The following is a 15,296-nucleotide window of genomic DNA, read 5'->3' as shown; positions in this document are numbered from 1 at the left end:
GTACGTCTAACGGGCGTGGGCGTGGCGCCCGGCGGCGGGCGGAAAGGCGTGCAGAACGTCGGAGTCCGGCTCCGGTCCGTCGGTGACGTCGACGCGCGAGCCGGGCGAGGGCGGCGCCTGCCCGGGATCCGCCCACACGGCCCGGTACAGGACGCGGTCGACTTCGACGTAGCCCTGGGGGTGCAGGTCGGTGCGGACGACGGCGGGGCGAGTGGCGGCGTTCGGGGTGCCGGAGCGGTGGCGGCCGACGGGGGCGGGGGTGGTGCGCAGGGCGCGGGTGGGCTCGTCGGCCATGCGGGCGGCGGGCGCCGGGCCGGCGGCGGGGGCCGTGCGGGTGCGACGTACGGCGAAGTAGAAGGCGATGAGGAGGAGGACGAGGAGCGTGGCGACGGTGATCAGGAGCCAGTCCTCGTAACCCGGGCCCGACCCTTCGGAGGGGGCCAGGGAGTACGCGGACTCGGGGAGGCCCGCGATGCCCTGCGCGTTGATCAGGTCGATGCCGGGCACCTGCCTGGCGGAGCCGGGTCCGACCAGATCGCACAGGTCCCCGGGCCCCTTGGTACAGGCGCCGACGCCCTCCAGTTCCGTGACTTCCGACAGGGTCAGGCGGGTGATGCGGGCCTTCGGGTGGACGAGCCGGTGGCCCGCCAGCACGAGCAGTGCCGTCCCGCCCTCGCCGGTCGTCACCCCGTCCGGCACCCGCACTTCGAGGTTGTGGCGGTGGCGCAGCACGTCCGTGGCGACGGTGCTCCGGCCCCGCTGGCTGCCGTCGAACGGGAGCTGCTGGTCCACGGTGACCGTGACGGCATGCTTCTCGATCTCCCGGTTCCAGCATCGCAGCCGGTCCGCGAAGGCTTTGTCGCACGACTCGTCGGCATGCGTGGGCGCCGCGGAGACCAGGGCGATGAGCAGCCCAAGAAGCACGGTGAAACAGAGCGAACGCCTCATGGACACCCCCGTGACCCGAAACGGTCCTCGCTCATATTGGAGCCAACGGACCCGTTCCCGAAAGGGTTTTACGCTTTCCCGCCATTCCCTTCTACAACTGGAACACCTCATGACAACGGGTGAACATCTGCCGCGCCCGTTCCACCCAATCGCTGGCCAAAGCATCGAAGTCCGCTTGGGTGACCCGGCAGGTCAGCGGCAGATCGCACACCCCTGCGAGACAGGGCCGCGGCCCTCGCACGTCCCACACGGAGAGCATGGGATTCAACTGTTCGGTATTCCATGCGTTCGACGCCGCCGCGGCGACGGCCAGTTGGTCATGGCGCAGGAAATTCCCGTCCGTGACAAAGGCGACGAGCAGCCGCTTGGTGGTCATGAATCTGACCGTGAGCGTTCGTCCCGTTTCCTCGAGATCGAATTGCAGGGACACGGAATCGGTGTCGGTCACGGCGTGGAAATTCCGCCCGATACCCCAGGTCCGCACCAACTGCCGCCAGTGCGTGCCGATTTCATGGGCGGGGCCGGTCGAGGGCTCAGAGGGTGCCACGGCCCACCGCCCGGGCGACCATCGCGTCGGTCAGTCCCGCGTCCAGCAGTGCCTGGGCATGCAGCATCAGACAGGAGGGCACGGACACGCTCGTACCGGCGGCGCGGCGCGCGGCCAGCTCGCCCACCCGGATCTCGATGGTCCGGCGCACCTTGGGCGGCGGCCACGAGGGCGACTGCGGAGCCTCCTCCAGCAGTTCGGTCAGCAGCCCCTCCAGCCGGGGCCGTTCCTCGGGCCGCTTGGCGAGGCAGCGCGCGATCAGCGGCCGCAGAGCATGCGGTACGCCGTCGAGGTCGGGGTCGCCGAAGACGACCTGGTAGCGCACGGCGTCCCCCGTCCCGTGCGGCGGGCGGCCCGACAGTGCGTACACCAGCACTCCGCCGAGGGAGAACACATCGCTCTCCGGCCCGACCCGCGCCCCCTTCATCTGCTCCGGCGACATGAACGGCGGTGTGCCGACGATGAGTCCGACCTTGGTGAGGCCGGGCGCCCCGTCGACGCGGGAGATCCCGAAGTCGATGACGCGCGGCCCGTCGGAGGCCAGGAGCACGTTGGACGGCTTGAGGTCGCGGTGCACGACTCCGGCCGTGTGCACGGCCTGGAGCGCCTCGACGAGGAACGCGCCGAGGCGGCGTACCTGGTCCTCGGGCAGCGGCCCGTCCGTGCGGACCGCCTCGGCGAGCGAGGGGCCGGGGACGTACATCGTGGCCAGCCAGGGCAGTTCGGCCTCCGTGTCGGCGTCGATCACCGCCGCGGTGTACGCGCCGCTGACGATCCGGGCGGCGGCCACCTCGCGTGCGAAGCGTTCCCGGAACTCGGGTTCGCCCGCCAGCTCGGGGCGTACGACCTTCACCGCCACCTCGCGCCCGGCGGGCGACCGCCCGAGATACACCCAGCCCATGCCGCCGGACCCGAGCCGTCCGACGATGCGGTACGGCCCCACCTTCAAGGGATCGCTGACCGGTGTGCGCACCCCGCTCACCTCATTTCGGGGTTCGTTGCAGGATGTCCCGAGTGTCCCGCGAAATCCCCGTCCGCACAGAGGTGATGAGGGAAAAAGACGAAGGCCTGTCGTCGGTCTCCCATCGGGGCGGACGGGAAACCGACGACAGGCCTCAAGCCCCGCACGCCGTTGTACGGAACCTCGTCGGCTCACACCGCGGCCGGCCGTGACGATCGCTGGTCAGGGCATATCCCGAACCGGCCGCGGAGTCTTTCTTCGTCGCGGGCTCAGCCCAGGCGCTGCACCAGCGCCCGGTACTCGTCCCACAGTTCCTTCGGGGTGTGCTCGCCGAAGGTGTTGAGGTGCTCGGGGACCAGGGCGGCCTCCTCGCGCCAGACCTCCTTGTCGACGGTGAGGAGGAAGTCCAGGTCGGACTCGGAGAGTTCGAGGCCCTTGGTGTCCAGCGCGCCCTTGGCCGGCAGCACGCCGATCGGGGTCTCGACGCCCTCGGCCTTGCCGTCGAGACGCTCGACGATCCACTTCAGGACACGGCTGTTCTCACCGAAGCCGGGCCAGACGAACTTGCCCTCGTCGTTCTTGCGGAACCAGTTGACGTAGTAGATCTTCGGGAGCTTCGCCTGGTCCCTGTCCTTGGCGACGTCGACCCAGTGGCCCATGTAGTCGCCCATGTTGTAGCCGCAGAACGGCAGCATGGCGAAGGGGTCGCGGCGCAGCTCGCCGACCTTGCCCTCGGCGGCCGCGGTCTTCTCGGAGGCCACGTTGGCGCCCAGGAACACACCGTGGTTCCAGTCGAAGGACTCGGTCACCAGCGGTACGGCGGAGGCGCGGCGGCCGCCGAAGAGGATCGCGGAGATCGGCACACCCTTGGGGTTCTCCCACTCGGGCGCGATGATCGGGCACTGCGAGGCGGGCGTGGTGAAGCGGGCGTTGGGGTGCGCGGCCGGACGGTATCCATTTGCTTCGCGGGCGGACTCCGGGGTCCAGTCGTTGCCCTTCCAGTCGGTGAGGTGGGCGGGAGTCTCCTCCGTCATGCCCTCCCACCAGATGTCGTTGTCGTCGGTGAGCGCCACGTTGGTGAAGACGGAGTTGCCCCACAGTGTCTTCATCGCGTTGGCGTTGGTGTGCTCACCGGTGCCGGGCGCGACGCCGAAGAAGCCGGCCTCGGGGTTGATGGCGTAGAGGCGGCCGTCCTCGCCGAACCGCATCCAGGCGATGTCGTCGCCGATCGTCTCGACGGTCCAGCCGGAGATCGTGGGTTCCAGCATGGCGAGGTTGGTCTTGCCGCAGGCGCTCGGGAAGGCGGCGGCGACGTACTTCGACTCGCCCTGCGGGGGCGTGAGCTTGAGGATCAGCATGTGCTCGGCGAGCCAGCCCTCGTCACGGGCCATCACCGACGCGATGCGCAGGGCGTAGCACTTCTTGCCGAGCAGGGCGTTGCCGCCGTAGCCGGAGCCGTAGGACCAGATCTCGCGGCTCTCGGGGAAGTGCGAGATGTACTTCGTGGAGTTGCACGGCCACGGGACGTCCGTCTCGCCCTCCGCGAGGGGCGCGCCGAGGGTGTGGACGGCCTTCACGAAGAAGCCGTCGGAGCCGAGCTCGTCCAGGACCGGCTGCCCCATCCGGGTCATGGTGCGCATGGAGACGGCGACGTAGGCCGAGTCGGTGATCTCGACGCCGATGGCGGAGAGGTCCGAGCCGAGGGGGCCCATGCAGAACGGGACGACGTACATCGTCCGGCCCTTCATGGAGCCGCGGAAGACGCCCTTCTCCCCCTGGAAGATGTCCCGCATCTCGGCGGGGGCTTTCCAGTGGTTGGTCGGGCCGGCGTCCTCTTCCTTCTCGGAGCAGATGAAGGTGCGGTCCTCGACGCGCGCGACGTCGGTCGGGTCGGAGGCCGCGTAGTAGGAGTTCGGGCGCTTGATCGGGTCGAGCTTCCTGAAGGTGCCCTTTTCGACGAGCTCCTCGCACAGGCGCTCGTACTCGGCCTCGGATCCGTCACACCAGACCACGCTGTCCGGCTGCGTCAGTTCTGCGATCTCGTTCACCCACGAGACCAGTTCCTTGTGCTGGGTGGGGATGACGGGGGGAGCCGCGATGTCGCGCGCCACGATTGCTCCTAAATGAGGGATTTTTTGTTTGGAGGCCCCGTGGGGGCTGCGACCCGGATGCTTCTCGGTGGTGACCTTGGCGCTCATCCGGTGCCGACCGCACTCATCTGATCATCCGTCTCGAGTGCCCATCTGTCCAGAAGGCCTCACACTTGAGCGGAGTGAGGATCGCCACGTGTCGGAGTGTTGCCATCCGCACACTTTGGGTTCACTTGACGGTTCCTTGACCGCACCACCACGACGTCAACTCCCGTGAGATGATGGCCACTCCCGCTCCTTTCAGGGCCCGCACTCATCCGCAACTTACGGTTCCGTAGGTACGATGGAGCGCATGACTGCGTCCGCCTCCGATGCGCCTCTGGACTCGCCGGCCGCCGGCCGTAACCCTGTGGCGCTCTCGCTGCCTGAAGAGATCAAGCCCAAGCTCCGGGGCTGGCTGCATCTCGGAATGTTCCCGGCCGTGCTCATCGCGGGCCTGGTGCTCACCGCGCTCGCGGACTCCACACGCGGCCGCATCGCCTGCGGGATCTTCGCCCTGACGGCCTGTCTGCTGTTCGGAGTGAGCGCCCTGTACCACCGGGGCACCTGGAGCCCCCGCATGGACGGCATCCTGCGCAGACTGGATCACGCCAACATCTTTCTGATCATCGCGGGCTCCTACACCCCGCTGACCATGCTGCTCCTGCCCGGCGCCAAGGGTCAGTGGCTGCTGTGGGGCATCTGGGGTGCCGCGCTGGCCGGGATCGCCTTCCGCGTCTTCTGGGTGGGCGCCCCACGTTGGCTCTACACCCCCTGCTATATCGCGATGGGCTGGGCGGCGGTCTTCTTCCTGCCCGACTTCATGCGCACCGGCGGCATCGCCGTCCTGGTCCTGGTGATCGTCGGCGGTCTGCTCTACAGCGCCGGCGGCGTGATCTACGGCCTCAAGCGCCCCGACCCCTCCCCGCGCTTCTTCGGCTTCCACGAGGTCTTCCACTCGTTCACGCTGGCGGCGTTCGTCGTCCACTACGTCGGGATCTCGCTGGTGGCGTACCAGCACGGGTAGGGCACTTCCGCTCTTCAGGGCCACGGCTTCGAGCCGTGGCCCTTTTTTTGTTGACCGGCTCTTTTATTGACAAGAACTCCCTTTTGAGAGCTACTCTCATTTCATGGACGCTTCCACTTCAGATCCGCGACGCTGGTGGGCCCTCGCCGCCCTTGTGACGAGCATGCTGACTCTCGGCTTCGACACGACGATCCTCAATGTGGCGCTGCCGACCATGGCCGGCGACCTCGGCGCCTCCACGGGCCAGCAGCAGTGGATGGCGGACGCGTACGTGGTCGTGTTCGCGGCGCTGATGCTCCCCGCCGGGCTGCTCGGCGACCGCTTCGGACGGCGGCGGATGCTGATCACCGGGCTCGGCGTCTTCCTCGCCGGTTCACTGGTGGGCGCCCTGGCCGGGGACGTGCACTGGGTCATCGCCGCCCGCGCGCTGATGGGCATCGGCGCCGCCCTGGTCACCCCGCTCGCGCTCTCCGTCCTGCCCACGCTGTTCGCCCGCGAGGAGCAGCCCAAGGCCACCGCCATCGTCTCCGCCGCCTCGGCACTCGGCCTGCCGCTCGGCCCGATCATCGGCGGCTGGCTGCTCAACCACTTCTGGTGGGGCTCGGTCTTCCTCGTCAACATCCCGATGGCCGCGATCGGCATCGCCGCCTGCGTCTTCCTGCTCCCCGAGACCCGCGACCCCGCCTCCCCCAAGGTCGACACCCTCTCCACCGCGTTCACCGCCACCGGCCTCGGCGCCCTGGTCTACGCGATCATCGAGGCACCCACCCGCGGCTGGGCCGACCCCCTGGTCCTGGCCATGCTCACGGCGGCCGTCGCCCTCATCACCGCGCTGGTCCTGCGCGAGCGCCGGGTGGAGCGCCCCATGCTCGACATGACCCTGCTCGCCCAGCGCGGCTTCCTCTTCAACACGATCGCCGCGACCCTGGTCATGTTCGTCCTGTCCGGCCTCCTGTTCGTACTGCCGCCCTACCTCCAGGCCGTCCTCCGCAACGACGCCCTCGGCACCGGCATACGGCTGCTGCCGATGATGGGCGGAATCCTGATCGCCTCCCGCACGGCCCCCCAGGCCGCCACCCGCTTCGGAGCCCGCGCCACGGTCAGCGCCGGCCTGGTGGTGCTGTCCTTCGCCGCGCTCCTCGCCAGCCGTACGACGGTCGACTCCGGCTACGGCTTCACCGCGCTGTGGCTCTCCATCACCGGCCTCGGCTTCGGCTTCTCGCTCATGCCGGCCATGGCCGGAGCCCTCGGCGCCCTGCCCCGCGACCGCGCCGGCAGCGGCTCAGGGCTGCTGATGACGCTGCGCCAGGTCGGCGGCGCGATCGGGATCGCCCTGCTCGGCAGCCTGCTGGCCGACACCTTCCGGGACCGGCTCGACGTCACCGGGCTGCCGGCGAAGGCGGCCGACACCGCCGGGGAGTCCGTGGTCGCGGCGCACCTCGTCGCCGCGAAGGCGAGCCCCGAGAAGGCGGCGGACCTGGTGGCCTCCGCGAACAGCGCCTACGTCCACGGCATGGGCGTCGTCATGCTGGTGTGCGGCGTCGCCGCCCTGGTGGCGGCACTCCTGGCGGCGGCGTTCCTGCCGGGGACACGCGAGGCCGACGAGAGCGCCGGCACCCCGGACATGGTGGCCCCGCAGACCGATGCCCGACAATGAACCCATGACGCCCGCACGCTCCCTCCCGCTCACCGACGCCCCCCAGCTGGGACTTCGCGAGCGGAAGAAGATCAAGACCCGGACGGCGATCCGCGACGCGACGTACGCCCTGATCAAGGAGCAGGGCTACGACGCCACCACCGTCGAGCAGATCGCCGAGCGCGCCGAGGTGTCGCCGTCCACGGTCTTCCGCTACTTCCCCACCAAGGAGGACATCGTCCTCACGGACGAGTACGACCCGATCATCCTGGACGAGCTGCGCAACCGGCCGGCGGACGAGGCGTGGGTCGACTCGATGCGGTACGTCATGAAGAAGGCCATCACCTTCGGGCTCGAAAGGGAACCCGAGATCACCCGTATGCGCTCGCATCTCCTGGTCCAGGTCCCCGCGGTGCGGTCCCGGATGCGGGAACACATCGCGGTCACCAGCCGCATGCTCGCCGAGGCCGTCGCCGAGCGCACCGGCTGGGACAAGGACGCCCTGGAGGTACGGGTCTACACGATGTCCCTCATCAGCGGCTTCGGGGAGATCGCCCAGTACTGGGCCGAGAGCGGCTTCCAGGACGAGCTCGTCGACCTCGTCGACCGCACCGTGGAGGTCCTGGTGCATGGCCTGCCGGTCCGGAAAACCTGAGGCCGGCGACGGCTGACATGACATCCTGACCAGGTGAACGGACCGGAGATCCACGTCGAATTCGCCCCCAGGCTGGCCCTGTTCGTCCCGCACGAACGCCGCCACGGCTCCACCACGGTCACCACCGACGGCGTCTCGACCCTCGGCCATGTCGTCGAGTCCCTCGGCGTCCCGCTGACCGAGGTCGGCACACTCCTCGTGGACGGCCGCGAGGTCCCCAGGTCGTACGTCCCCGCCGTCGGCGACTCCGTGGCCGTACGGGACGTCGAGCGCCCCCAGCGGGTGCCCGGCGCTCCGCTGCGCTTCCTCCTCGACGTCCACCTCGGCACCCTCGCCCGCCGGTTGCGCCTGCTCGGCGTGGACACGGCGTACGAGTCGACGGACATCGGCGACCCGGCCCTCGCCACCCGCTCCGCCGTCCAGCAGCGGGTCATGCTCAGCCGCGACCGGGGCCTGCTGCGCCGCCGCGAACTGTGGGCCGGCGCCTATGTCTACAGCACCCGCCCCGAGGAGCAACTCCGCGACATCCTGGGCCGGTTCCGCCCCGAGCTACGGCCCTGGACGCGCTGCACCGCCTGCAACGGCCTGCTCAGGGAGGCCACCAAGGAGGAGGTGGCGGACCAGCTGGCGGGCGGCACACACCGGTCGTACGACGTGTTCGCGCAGTGCACCCAGTGCGGGCGCGCGTACTGGAAGGGCGCGCACCACGAACAGCTGGAGGCCATCGTGGCGCGCGCCCTGGCGGACTTCCCTAACGCTTCCTGAGGTCGGCCTTCCCGCAGGCGACGCCGTCCCCGTCGCGGTCGAGCCGCAGCGGGTCGTCCTTGCCGTTGACCTTCAGCCGGCCGTAGTCGTTCTTCTTCAGCCAGTCGCAGCGGGCCTTGGTGGTGGCCTTCACGCTCGGCGGGAAGTCGGTCGGCACACAGACGTTGATCGATCCGTAGTGCCGGTCGCAGCCGGAGACGGTGACCGGCACCTTCTGCGAGGTGCGCTTCTTGCCGGGCTCGGTGACCTTGCCTTCGAGTGAGTCCGCGAAGGAGTGGACGTGCGCCGTGGCGTCCGTCGCGCTCAGCGCCGAAGGTCCTTGCAGATGGACCCACTTGGCCACCGACGGCACGCCGCCCGCGTCAACCGCGAAGAGCATGTACCAGCCGGGCGGGGCCAGGTCGGGATTGCTCGTCACATTGAGGTCGACATTGTTGCCGTCCACCGACAGCGGCAGATCGACGAACCGCTGGTTCGGGTCGGAGGAGTGCGTCACCGCGGCCGGACGGATCAGCTCGGCCTTCGCGATGGGCCGGTCGACGGTGATCCGCTGGGTGTCGCCGTAGGTCCACTCGGTGTCGATGACCGAAGTGATCGACGGGCGCGGGCCCTTGAGGAGATAGGGCGGCGTGTAGATCGACACGTTGTGGTTCCAGGTGCCGTTGCCCGGGTTGTCGCCGGTCGTCATCACCCGGCCGTCGGGGAGCAGGAACGCCGAGGAGTGGTAGCCGCGGGCCTCGGGGTCGGCGGCGACCGGGTCGAAGGTGCCGGTGTCCGGGTCGTAGAGCGACGACTCGTACACCGGGTCGGCGCGGTTGTGCAGCGCGCCGCCCGTCTCCAGGACCTTGCCGTCGGGCAGCAGGACGGCGGAGACGTACATCTTGCCCTGGTCGCCGGTCTCGGCCTGCTTGCCGTTGCCGAGGTCGACCGTGCCCTGCGGGAGCGGCGGGCCGGCGGTGTACGCCGGGCTGGCCTGCTTGAGGTCGATGACGTCGGTCAGGCCATTGGCGTCCGGGTTGGAGTCGATGTTGCCGCCGCCGATCGTGAGGACCTTCTGGTCCTGCGCGGGAGGCAGCAGCACGCTCGCCGACTGGTCCCGCTCGTCCTTGTTCCGGAGCCCCGGGACCTGGGTGACCGTGTTGGTGTCGTAGTCGTAGATCGCGCTGCCGGTGCCCGGGATGTTGTTGCCGAAGACATGGCTGCCCGAGTAGAAGAGGCGGCCGTCCTGCATCAGGATCATCGACGGGTACAGACCCCAGTACGACCAGGTCTGGTTGACTTTCCAGAGCTCCAGCCACTTCTGCTCGGCGTCCGACCACAGCTCGGCGGTCACCGACCCGGTGGAGTCCTCGCGCAGCCCGCCGAAGGAGATGACGTCACCGTTGCCGAGGATCGTCGCCGACGGGTACCAGTGGCCGTCGTTCATGTCGTTGGTCTTGCTGTACTTCTCGGTGACGGGGTCGAAGACGTACGAGTCCTTGAACCCCTCGTAGCCGTGTCCGCCCGCGACGGGGTACGCCTTGTTCCCGCTCATCACCAGCACGCGCCCGTCCTGGAGCTGGACGTGCCCGGAGCAGAACATGTCCTTCGGGGTGGGGATCACCTTGTACGTGCCGTTGACCGGGTCGTACACGGCCGAGGTGAAGGTACCCGCGTTGAACTGCTCCTCGCTGTTGCCGGAGCCCGCGATCAGCAGCACCTTGCCGTTGTTGAGGACCACGGAGTGCATGGAGCGCACCGGGTTCTGTGTGGGCAGCACGTCCCAGCGGCCGTTGGCGCACTGCTCGGCGGTGCCCGTGCACTGCGGTGCGGGGACGGGATCGGCGACCTGCTCCATGGTGTAGTCGTCGGTGGTGGCGGATCCGGTGCCGTAGACGGAGACACCCCAGGTGATGCGGTCGGTGCCGGTGGGGACCTCGGGCGTACGGACGCTCGCCTCGGTCCAACTGCCGGCGATCTGCAGGGTCTTCAGATCCGTCCAGTACTGCCAGCCGGCCGTGGCGTCGTGCCGGAACAGCGTGACCGCGGCGTCCGGGGTGGTCGACTTGTACCAGAGGTTCAGGTCGTACTGCTTGCCCACGCTGACGACGGGGGCGCACTCCGCCGACTCGGTGATCAGCGCCTTGCGGTCGCCTTCGGTCCGACGGGTCAGCTCGACCTTCATGGCCTTCGAGCCGGAGTGGGCGTCGGACGTGGTGGTGAAGGTGAAGTCGTTGTCTCCCCAGCCGGACTTCTCCCAGCAGTACGGCATGCCGCCGGTGCCGGCGGTCTCGAAGCCGGCGTTCTTGATGAGATTGGCGGCGGAGGCGGGCTGCGGTGCGGTCAGGAGCAGGCCTGCGGTCAGGGCGCCCACGGCGAGCAGGGCGGTTCTTCGTCTGCGGTTCATGCGGTGCGGCTCCTGTTTCTGCGCGGGAGGTAGACCAGCGCTTCGGTCCCGGCGAAGCGCAGGACGAACGTCGTCACCAGCGCGAGCGCGGTGGCGGACAGCGCGCCCATCTCGAACCGGTGCACGAACAGGGCGATCAGCGGGATGCGCAGCACCAGGTCGGCGTTGGCGAGCAGGGCGAACCGGCCGGCGCGGTCCCACCAGCGCCGGTGCCGGCGGCGGTCGCGGAACAGCAGATGCTCGATGAGCAGGAAGTTCCAGGCGACGCCGAGCTGGTTGGCGAGGATCTCGGCCGGTACGTAGTGCATGCCGAGGACGGTGAGGACGTACAGCCCGAGCAGGTTGGGCACGAAGCCGGTCGCGCCGATCAGGCCGAAGCCGACCATACGGGCGACCGGCGAGGCGGTGCGCAGACCGACCAGGTGACGCAGGAAGCGCAGGCCCTCCTGGGCGCTGGACTTGGACTCGCCGGCGTACCGGTCCTGGAAGACGAAGGGCACCTCGGTGACCGCGCGGGGGCGGCTGCGGACGGCGAGTTCGAGGAGGATCTTGTAGCCGAGGGGCTTGAGGACGTCGGCCGTGATGTCGCTGCGGCGGATCGCGAAGAAGCCGCTCATCGGGTCGCTGATGCCGTGCAGCCGGCGCGGGAAGAGGGACTTGGTCAGCCAGGTCGCCGCTCTGGACACGGCCACGCGGTAACTGCCCGCGAGCCCGGCGCGGCTGCCGCCCTTGATGTACCGGGAGGCGACGACGAGCCCGGCGTTCGCCCGCTCCCCCGTCGCGACCAGCTCCGGGACCAGGGACGGCGGATGCTGGCAGTCGCCGTCCATCACGACGACCCAGTCCGACCCGGCCGCCTTCATCCCCTCCACTACCGCCCCGCCGAGCCCGCCGACCGGCTCGTCGCGGTGCAGCACGGTCACCGGGAACGGGCAGTCCTTTGCGGCCTCGTAGATCACCTCGGGGGTGTCGTCGGTGGAGTCGTCGACGAAGACGACCTCGCAGGGAAGTCTGGACGGCACCGACTCGGTGATCTGGTGGAGCAGTTGGCGGATGTTCGCGGACTCGTTGTACGTCGGTACGACGATGGTGACGGCACCGGGTTCGGGGATCACCCCTTCTTGTGCCGCGGCTCGCCTCCGGGGCGCTCCAGTCGGTGTCGAGAGCCCGACGCGCCCCTTCGGCTCACTCGCGGTGGCCCGTACGTCCGGGACGGGAGCGGTGTACTCGTGGCTCATCGAACGCCTCCGGAGACGGTCTGGATCTGCCGGATCTCGATCCGGTCCGCACCGGTGCCGAAGACGGCGACCGGCGTCGAGTGCTGGATGGCGGCCCTGACGTTGGGCAGGTCCACCGCGTCGCGCCGCACCGTCGGGGAGGCGACGACGTAGTCGAGGTCCTTCCAGCCGTGCGGCATCGTCTTGGTCACCGCCGGGTCGAGGTCGGCCTTGTAGAACCAGATGGCGCCGAGCCCGGGCCGGTACCCGGCGTGCACCAGGTCAAGCCAGAGCGCGTCGTCCACGAGTACCCGCGTCTTCTCCGGCTGCTCCACCTCGGTCGCCATCCACCGGGAGGCGGCCCGGTAGGGGGCGTTGGCATCGGCGGTGACGGCGGTGCGGTCGCCGTCGTACCAGCGCGGGACGACGTAGGCGCCGGCGGCGATCGCGAGGGCGGCGGCGAGAGCGTACCGGCCGCCGTGGGGAAGCCGGTGGCTTCTGCGCAGCACGGCGTGGGCGACGGAGGCGGTGCCGCCGGCCAGGACGAGCGCGAGGAACGGCAACGCCTGGATGACGTACATCGCGGGCAGATAGCCGTTGGGGCGCAGGGCGAGCCCGGCGAGGATCGCGACCGTCAGGGCCGGTCCGGCCAGTGCGCGGGCGGTGACCGACCAGCGCCAGGTGGCCAGCAGCAGAAGCGCGCCGACGAGACCGCCGAGGGGCAGGACACGGTCGTAGTAGAGCCACGACCGCAGCACCCCGTACGAGCCGGACCCCTGGTCGAGGATGAAGCCCGAACCGGGCCTGGTCATCTGGTACTTGACCCCGTCCCACAGCGACACATGTCCGCCGCCGGGCAGCAACTCGCCCTTGAGCAGCGCGAACAGGGGGTACGCGAGGCCGATCAGCGTGCATGCCGTGATCGCGCCGGTGAGGGCGAACTTGCGGGTGTCCTTGTGGCTGTGACGCCACATGGTGAGCAGCAGCGCCGGCAGGACGACGAGCATCGTCTCCTTGGTGAGGACGGCCGTCGCGGCGGCGATGCCCGCGCCGAAGTGGTGCCAGAGGTGGCGGCTCGGGGAGGCGGCGAGGGTGAACGCGAGGAGCGTCCACATCACCGCGAGGTTGTCGAGGAAGATCTCCCGCTGGAGGACGACGGAGAGCGGGGAGAGCCCGAACAGGACCATGGCGAGCCCGGCGGCCCAGCGCGGCAGGGCGAGCCGGCGCCCGAGGAGGTACACGAGCACGGCGCTGATCCCGCTGATCAGCAGCATCGTCACCCGCATCGAGCCGACGGTCATCGACTCGGGGCTCAGCATCTTCGGTATCCAGGTGAGCAGGGCTATCTGGATCCAGCCGAGCGGCGGGTGGTCGTACCAGTAGGTGTAGTGGGCGAGGCCCTTGCCCTCCTGGACGGCCCAGGCCTGGGCGAGGTAGGTGCCCTCGTCGTCGCTGAGGGTCGGGTAGTCGGCGATGTTCCAGCCCTGGACGGTGAGGATCGCGACGAGGAGCGCACCGCAGAGGAGGAGGTCGGGGCGTATCGACGGTGCCGTTCGGCTGGTCGAACGCGTTTCAGGCGCAGGCTGCCGCTGCGCGGGGACCTGGGGAGCGGTCACCGCGGGAAGGGTGGAGGTCACGCAGGGACGTCCTCTCGGATCGCCGGTGTCTGGTTCAGATGCGCACCGACATGAGTGGTCAACTCCCAGTCGTTCCGGCCGCGTTGCTCACGCCATACGGCGCGGACGGCGGCCCCGGCGAGGAGCACCTGGTAGAAGGGGCCGCCCACGACGAGCTTGAGGTAGTGGACGAAGCGGACCCGAAGGCCGTACTGCTTGCCGAAGTCGTGCAGTCCGACCACTTCGAAGACGAAGGTGACCAGCGCGGTGACGGCCGGCAGGAAGGTGATGAAGGCGACGCCGACGGGCACGTCGAGGAAGAGCGCGATCGCGACGTTGAGCGGGATGACGACGCCGGAGAAGGCCTGAAGGAACGGCGTCATGAGGGTGTAGCGGGCGAGCAACCGCTGACCGAGACCGGGAAGTTGCTTCCAGTCCTTCTTCCGGTAGACCTGCAGGAAGCCCTGGTTCCAGCGGGTGCGCTGCTTGAGCAGCGACATGAGCGAGCCGGGGGTCTCCTCCCGGGTCACCATGTCGGAGTCGTAGGCGACGACGACCTTCTTGCCGACGCTGGAGAGCCGCACTCCCAGGTCGCAGTCCTCGGCGAGGCAGTCGGGATCCCAGCCCCCGGCTTCCGTGAGGGTGTCAGTCCGTACGAAGACGGTGTTGCCGCCGAGCGGGATGAACCCCTTCTGCGCGTGCAGGTGCAGACGCGAGCGGAACCAGAAGAAGTACTCCAGGCAGTTGCGCAGGCTGTACCAGCTGGAGTGGAAGTTGATGAGCTGCACACCGCCCTGGACGACATCCGCCCCGGTGGTCCTGAAGGCATGGTCGACATGGGCGAGGAGCTCGGGATGCACCTGGTCCTCGGCGTCGAAGACCCCGACGACATCACCGCGACAGTGCGGCAGCGCCGTGTTCATGGCCTTCGGCTTGTTCTTCTTCTCGTGGGTGTCGACGACGACGCGGACGCGCGGATCACGCGCCGCGGCCTCCTCGGCCACTCTCGTGGTCTCCGGGTCGTCGTGCCCGACGATGACGATGACCTCGAAGTCGGTGTGGCTGGATTCCAGCAGCCGCTGGATGGTGTGGTCCAGCACCGCCTGTTCGTGCCGCGCGGGCAGCAGCAGCGAGAACGACACATGCTCGCCCCCGTCCGGTCTGCTGAACCGGGTGGAGGCCAGCACCTCGGGCGTGCGCCACGCGTGCATCTGCCACCACAGGGTGAACGCCGCCATCCAGAACAAGGCGAGCGAGACAGCGGCGATGAAGACAGACGTCAGCAACAGATCCCCCCAGATCCCCAAACCCCCTGTCGCGACGGTCGGTCACATCCGTCGCGATCACTGTGGAGAGATTATGGGTGATCTGTGAACAGCGGGACCTGTTCCAATAAATAGTATGTTTCG

The 15,296-nt window shown here is 69.1% G+C and carries 12 protein-coding genes; 4 read left to right on the top strand and 8 right to left on the bottom strand.

The window, feature by feature from the left end:
- Positions 1 to 6: 6 nt before the first annotated feature.
- The 4 genes from TN53_RS47910 to TN53_RS24785 form a co-directional block, all read right to left on the bottom strand.
- Positions 7 to 948 carry a hypothetical protein gene (locus TN53_RS47910; RefSeq protein ID WP_052745297.1) on the bottom strand — a complete coding sequence of 314 codons (942 nt, stop codon included), beginning with the start codon at positions 946 to 948 and terminating at the stop codon, positions 7 to 9.
- 91 nt (positions 949 to 1,039) lie between these two features.
- Positions 1,040 to 1,396 carry a hypothetical protein gene (locus TN53_RS24795; RefSeq protein ID WP_234441697.1) on the bottom strand — a complete coding sequence of 119 codons (357 nt, stop codon included), beginning with the start codon at positions 1,394 to 1,396 and terminating at the stop codon, positions 1,040 to 1,042.
- Between the two features lie 85 nt (positions 1,397 to 1,481).
- Complete coding sequence (locus tag TN53_RS24790) at positions 1,482 to 2,468, bottom strand: serine/threonine-protein kinase (protein WP_052745296.1); 987 nt, start codon at positions 2,466 to 2,468, stop codon at positions 1,482 to 1,484.
- A gap of 257 nt (positions 2,469 to 2,725) precedes the next feature.
- On the bottom strand, positions 2,726 to 4,567 hold the full coding sequence (locus TN53_RS24785; protein ID WP_046260836.1) for a phosphoenolpyruvate carboxykinase (GTP): 1,842 nt from the start codon (positions 4,565 to 4,567) through the stop codon (positions 2,726 to 2,728).
- A 331-nt stretch (positions 4,568 to 4,898) separates the two neighbouring features.
- On the opposite strand from TN53_RS24785, the gene trhA reads away from it, so the two are divergent.
- The 4 genes from trhA (at position 4,899) to TN53_RS24765 (ending at position 8,668) form a co-directional block, all read left to right on the top strand.
- A complete protein-coding gene (trhA, locus tag TN53_RS24780) occupies positions 4,899 to 5,612 on the top strand; it encodes a PAQR family membrane homeostasis protein TrhA (protein ID WP_095046709.1) in 714 nt (237 codons plus the stop codon).
- A 103-nt stretch (positions 5,613 to 5,715) separates the two neighbouring features.
- Positions 5,716 to 7,269, top strand: a complete 1,554-nt coding sequence (locus TN53_RS24775; protein ID WP_046260834.1) for a DHA2 family efflux MFS transporter permease subunit — start codon at positions 5,716 to 5,718, stop codon at positions 7,267 to 7,269.
- A gap of 4 nt (positions 7,270 to 7,273) precedes the next feature.
- A complete protein-coding gene (locus TN53_RS24770) occupies positions 7,274 to 7,903 on the top strand; it encodes a TetR/AcrR family transcriptional regulator (protein WP_046260833.1) in 630 nt (209 codons plus the stop codon).
- A gap of 33 nt (positions 7,904 to 7,936) precedes the next feature.
- The gene (locus TN53_RS24765) at positions 7,937 to 8,668 is read left to right on the top strand and encodes a Mut7-C RNAse domain-containing protein (protein WP_046260832.1); all 732 of its coding nucleotides are present in this window, start codon (positions 7,937 to 7,939) and stop codon (positions 8,666 to 8,668) included.
- Here TN53_RS24765 and TN53_RS24760 read toward each other — a convergent pair.
- Genes TN53_RS24760 through TN53_RS24745 form a run of 4 tightly spaced genes read right to left on the bottom strand, consistent with a single transcriptional unit; the run spans position 8,655 to position 15,173 of the window.
- A complete protein-coding gene (locus TN53_RS24760; RefSeq protein WP_046260831.1) occupies positions 8,655 to 11,054 on the bottom strand; it encodes a galactose oxidase-like domain-containing protein in 2,400 nt (799 codons plus the stop codon). The genes TN53_RS24765 and TN53_RS24760 overlap by 14 nt on opposite strands.
- Positions 11,051 to 12,292: a glycosyltransferase gene (locus TN53_RS24755; RefSeq protein ID WP_234441696.1), complete on the bottom strand. Its 1,242-nt coding sequence runs from the start codon at positions 12,290 to 12,292 to the stop codon at positions 11,051 to 11,053. Before TN53_RS24755 ends, TN53_RS24760 begins: the two co-directional genes overlap by 4 nt.
- The gene (locus tag TN53_RS24750; RefSeq protein ID WP_046260829.1) at positions 12,289 to 13,908 is read right to left on the bottom strand and encodes an ArnT family glycosyltransferase; all 1,620 of its coding nucleotides are present in this window, start codon (positions 13,906 to 13,908) and stop codon (positions 12,289 to 12,291) included. Before TN53_RS24750 ends, TN53_RS24755 begins: the two co-directional genes overlap by 4 nt.
- Entirely contained in the window at positions 13,905 to 15,173 is a 1,269-nt protein-coding gene (locus tag TN53_RS24745) for a glycosyltransferase (RefSeq protein ID WP_046260855.1), read from the bottom strand. The genes TN53_RS24750 and TN53_RS24745 overlap by 4 nt, the downstream gene beginning before the upstream one ends.
- Positions 15,174 to 15,296: the final 123 nt, after the last annotated feature.

The organism is Streptomyces sp. WM6386, from assembly GCF_000972385.1.
GTDB lineage: Bacteria > Actinomycetota > Actinomycetes > Streptomycetales > Streptomycetaceae > Streptomyces.
Note: the sequence above shows the minus strand (reverse complement) of the source record. Positions and strands in the feature narration are given on the sequence as shown.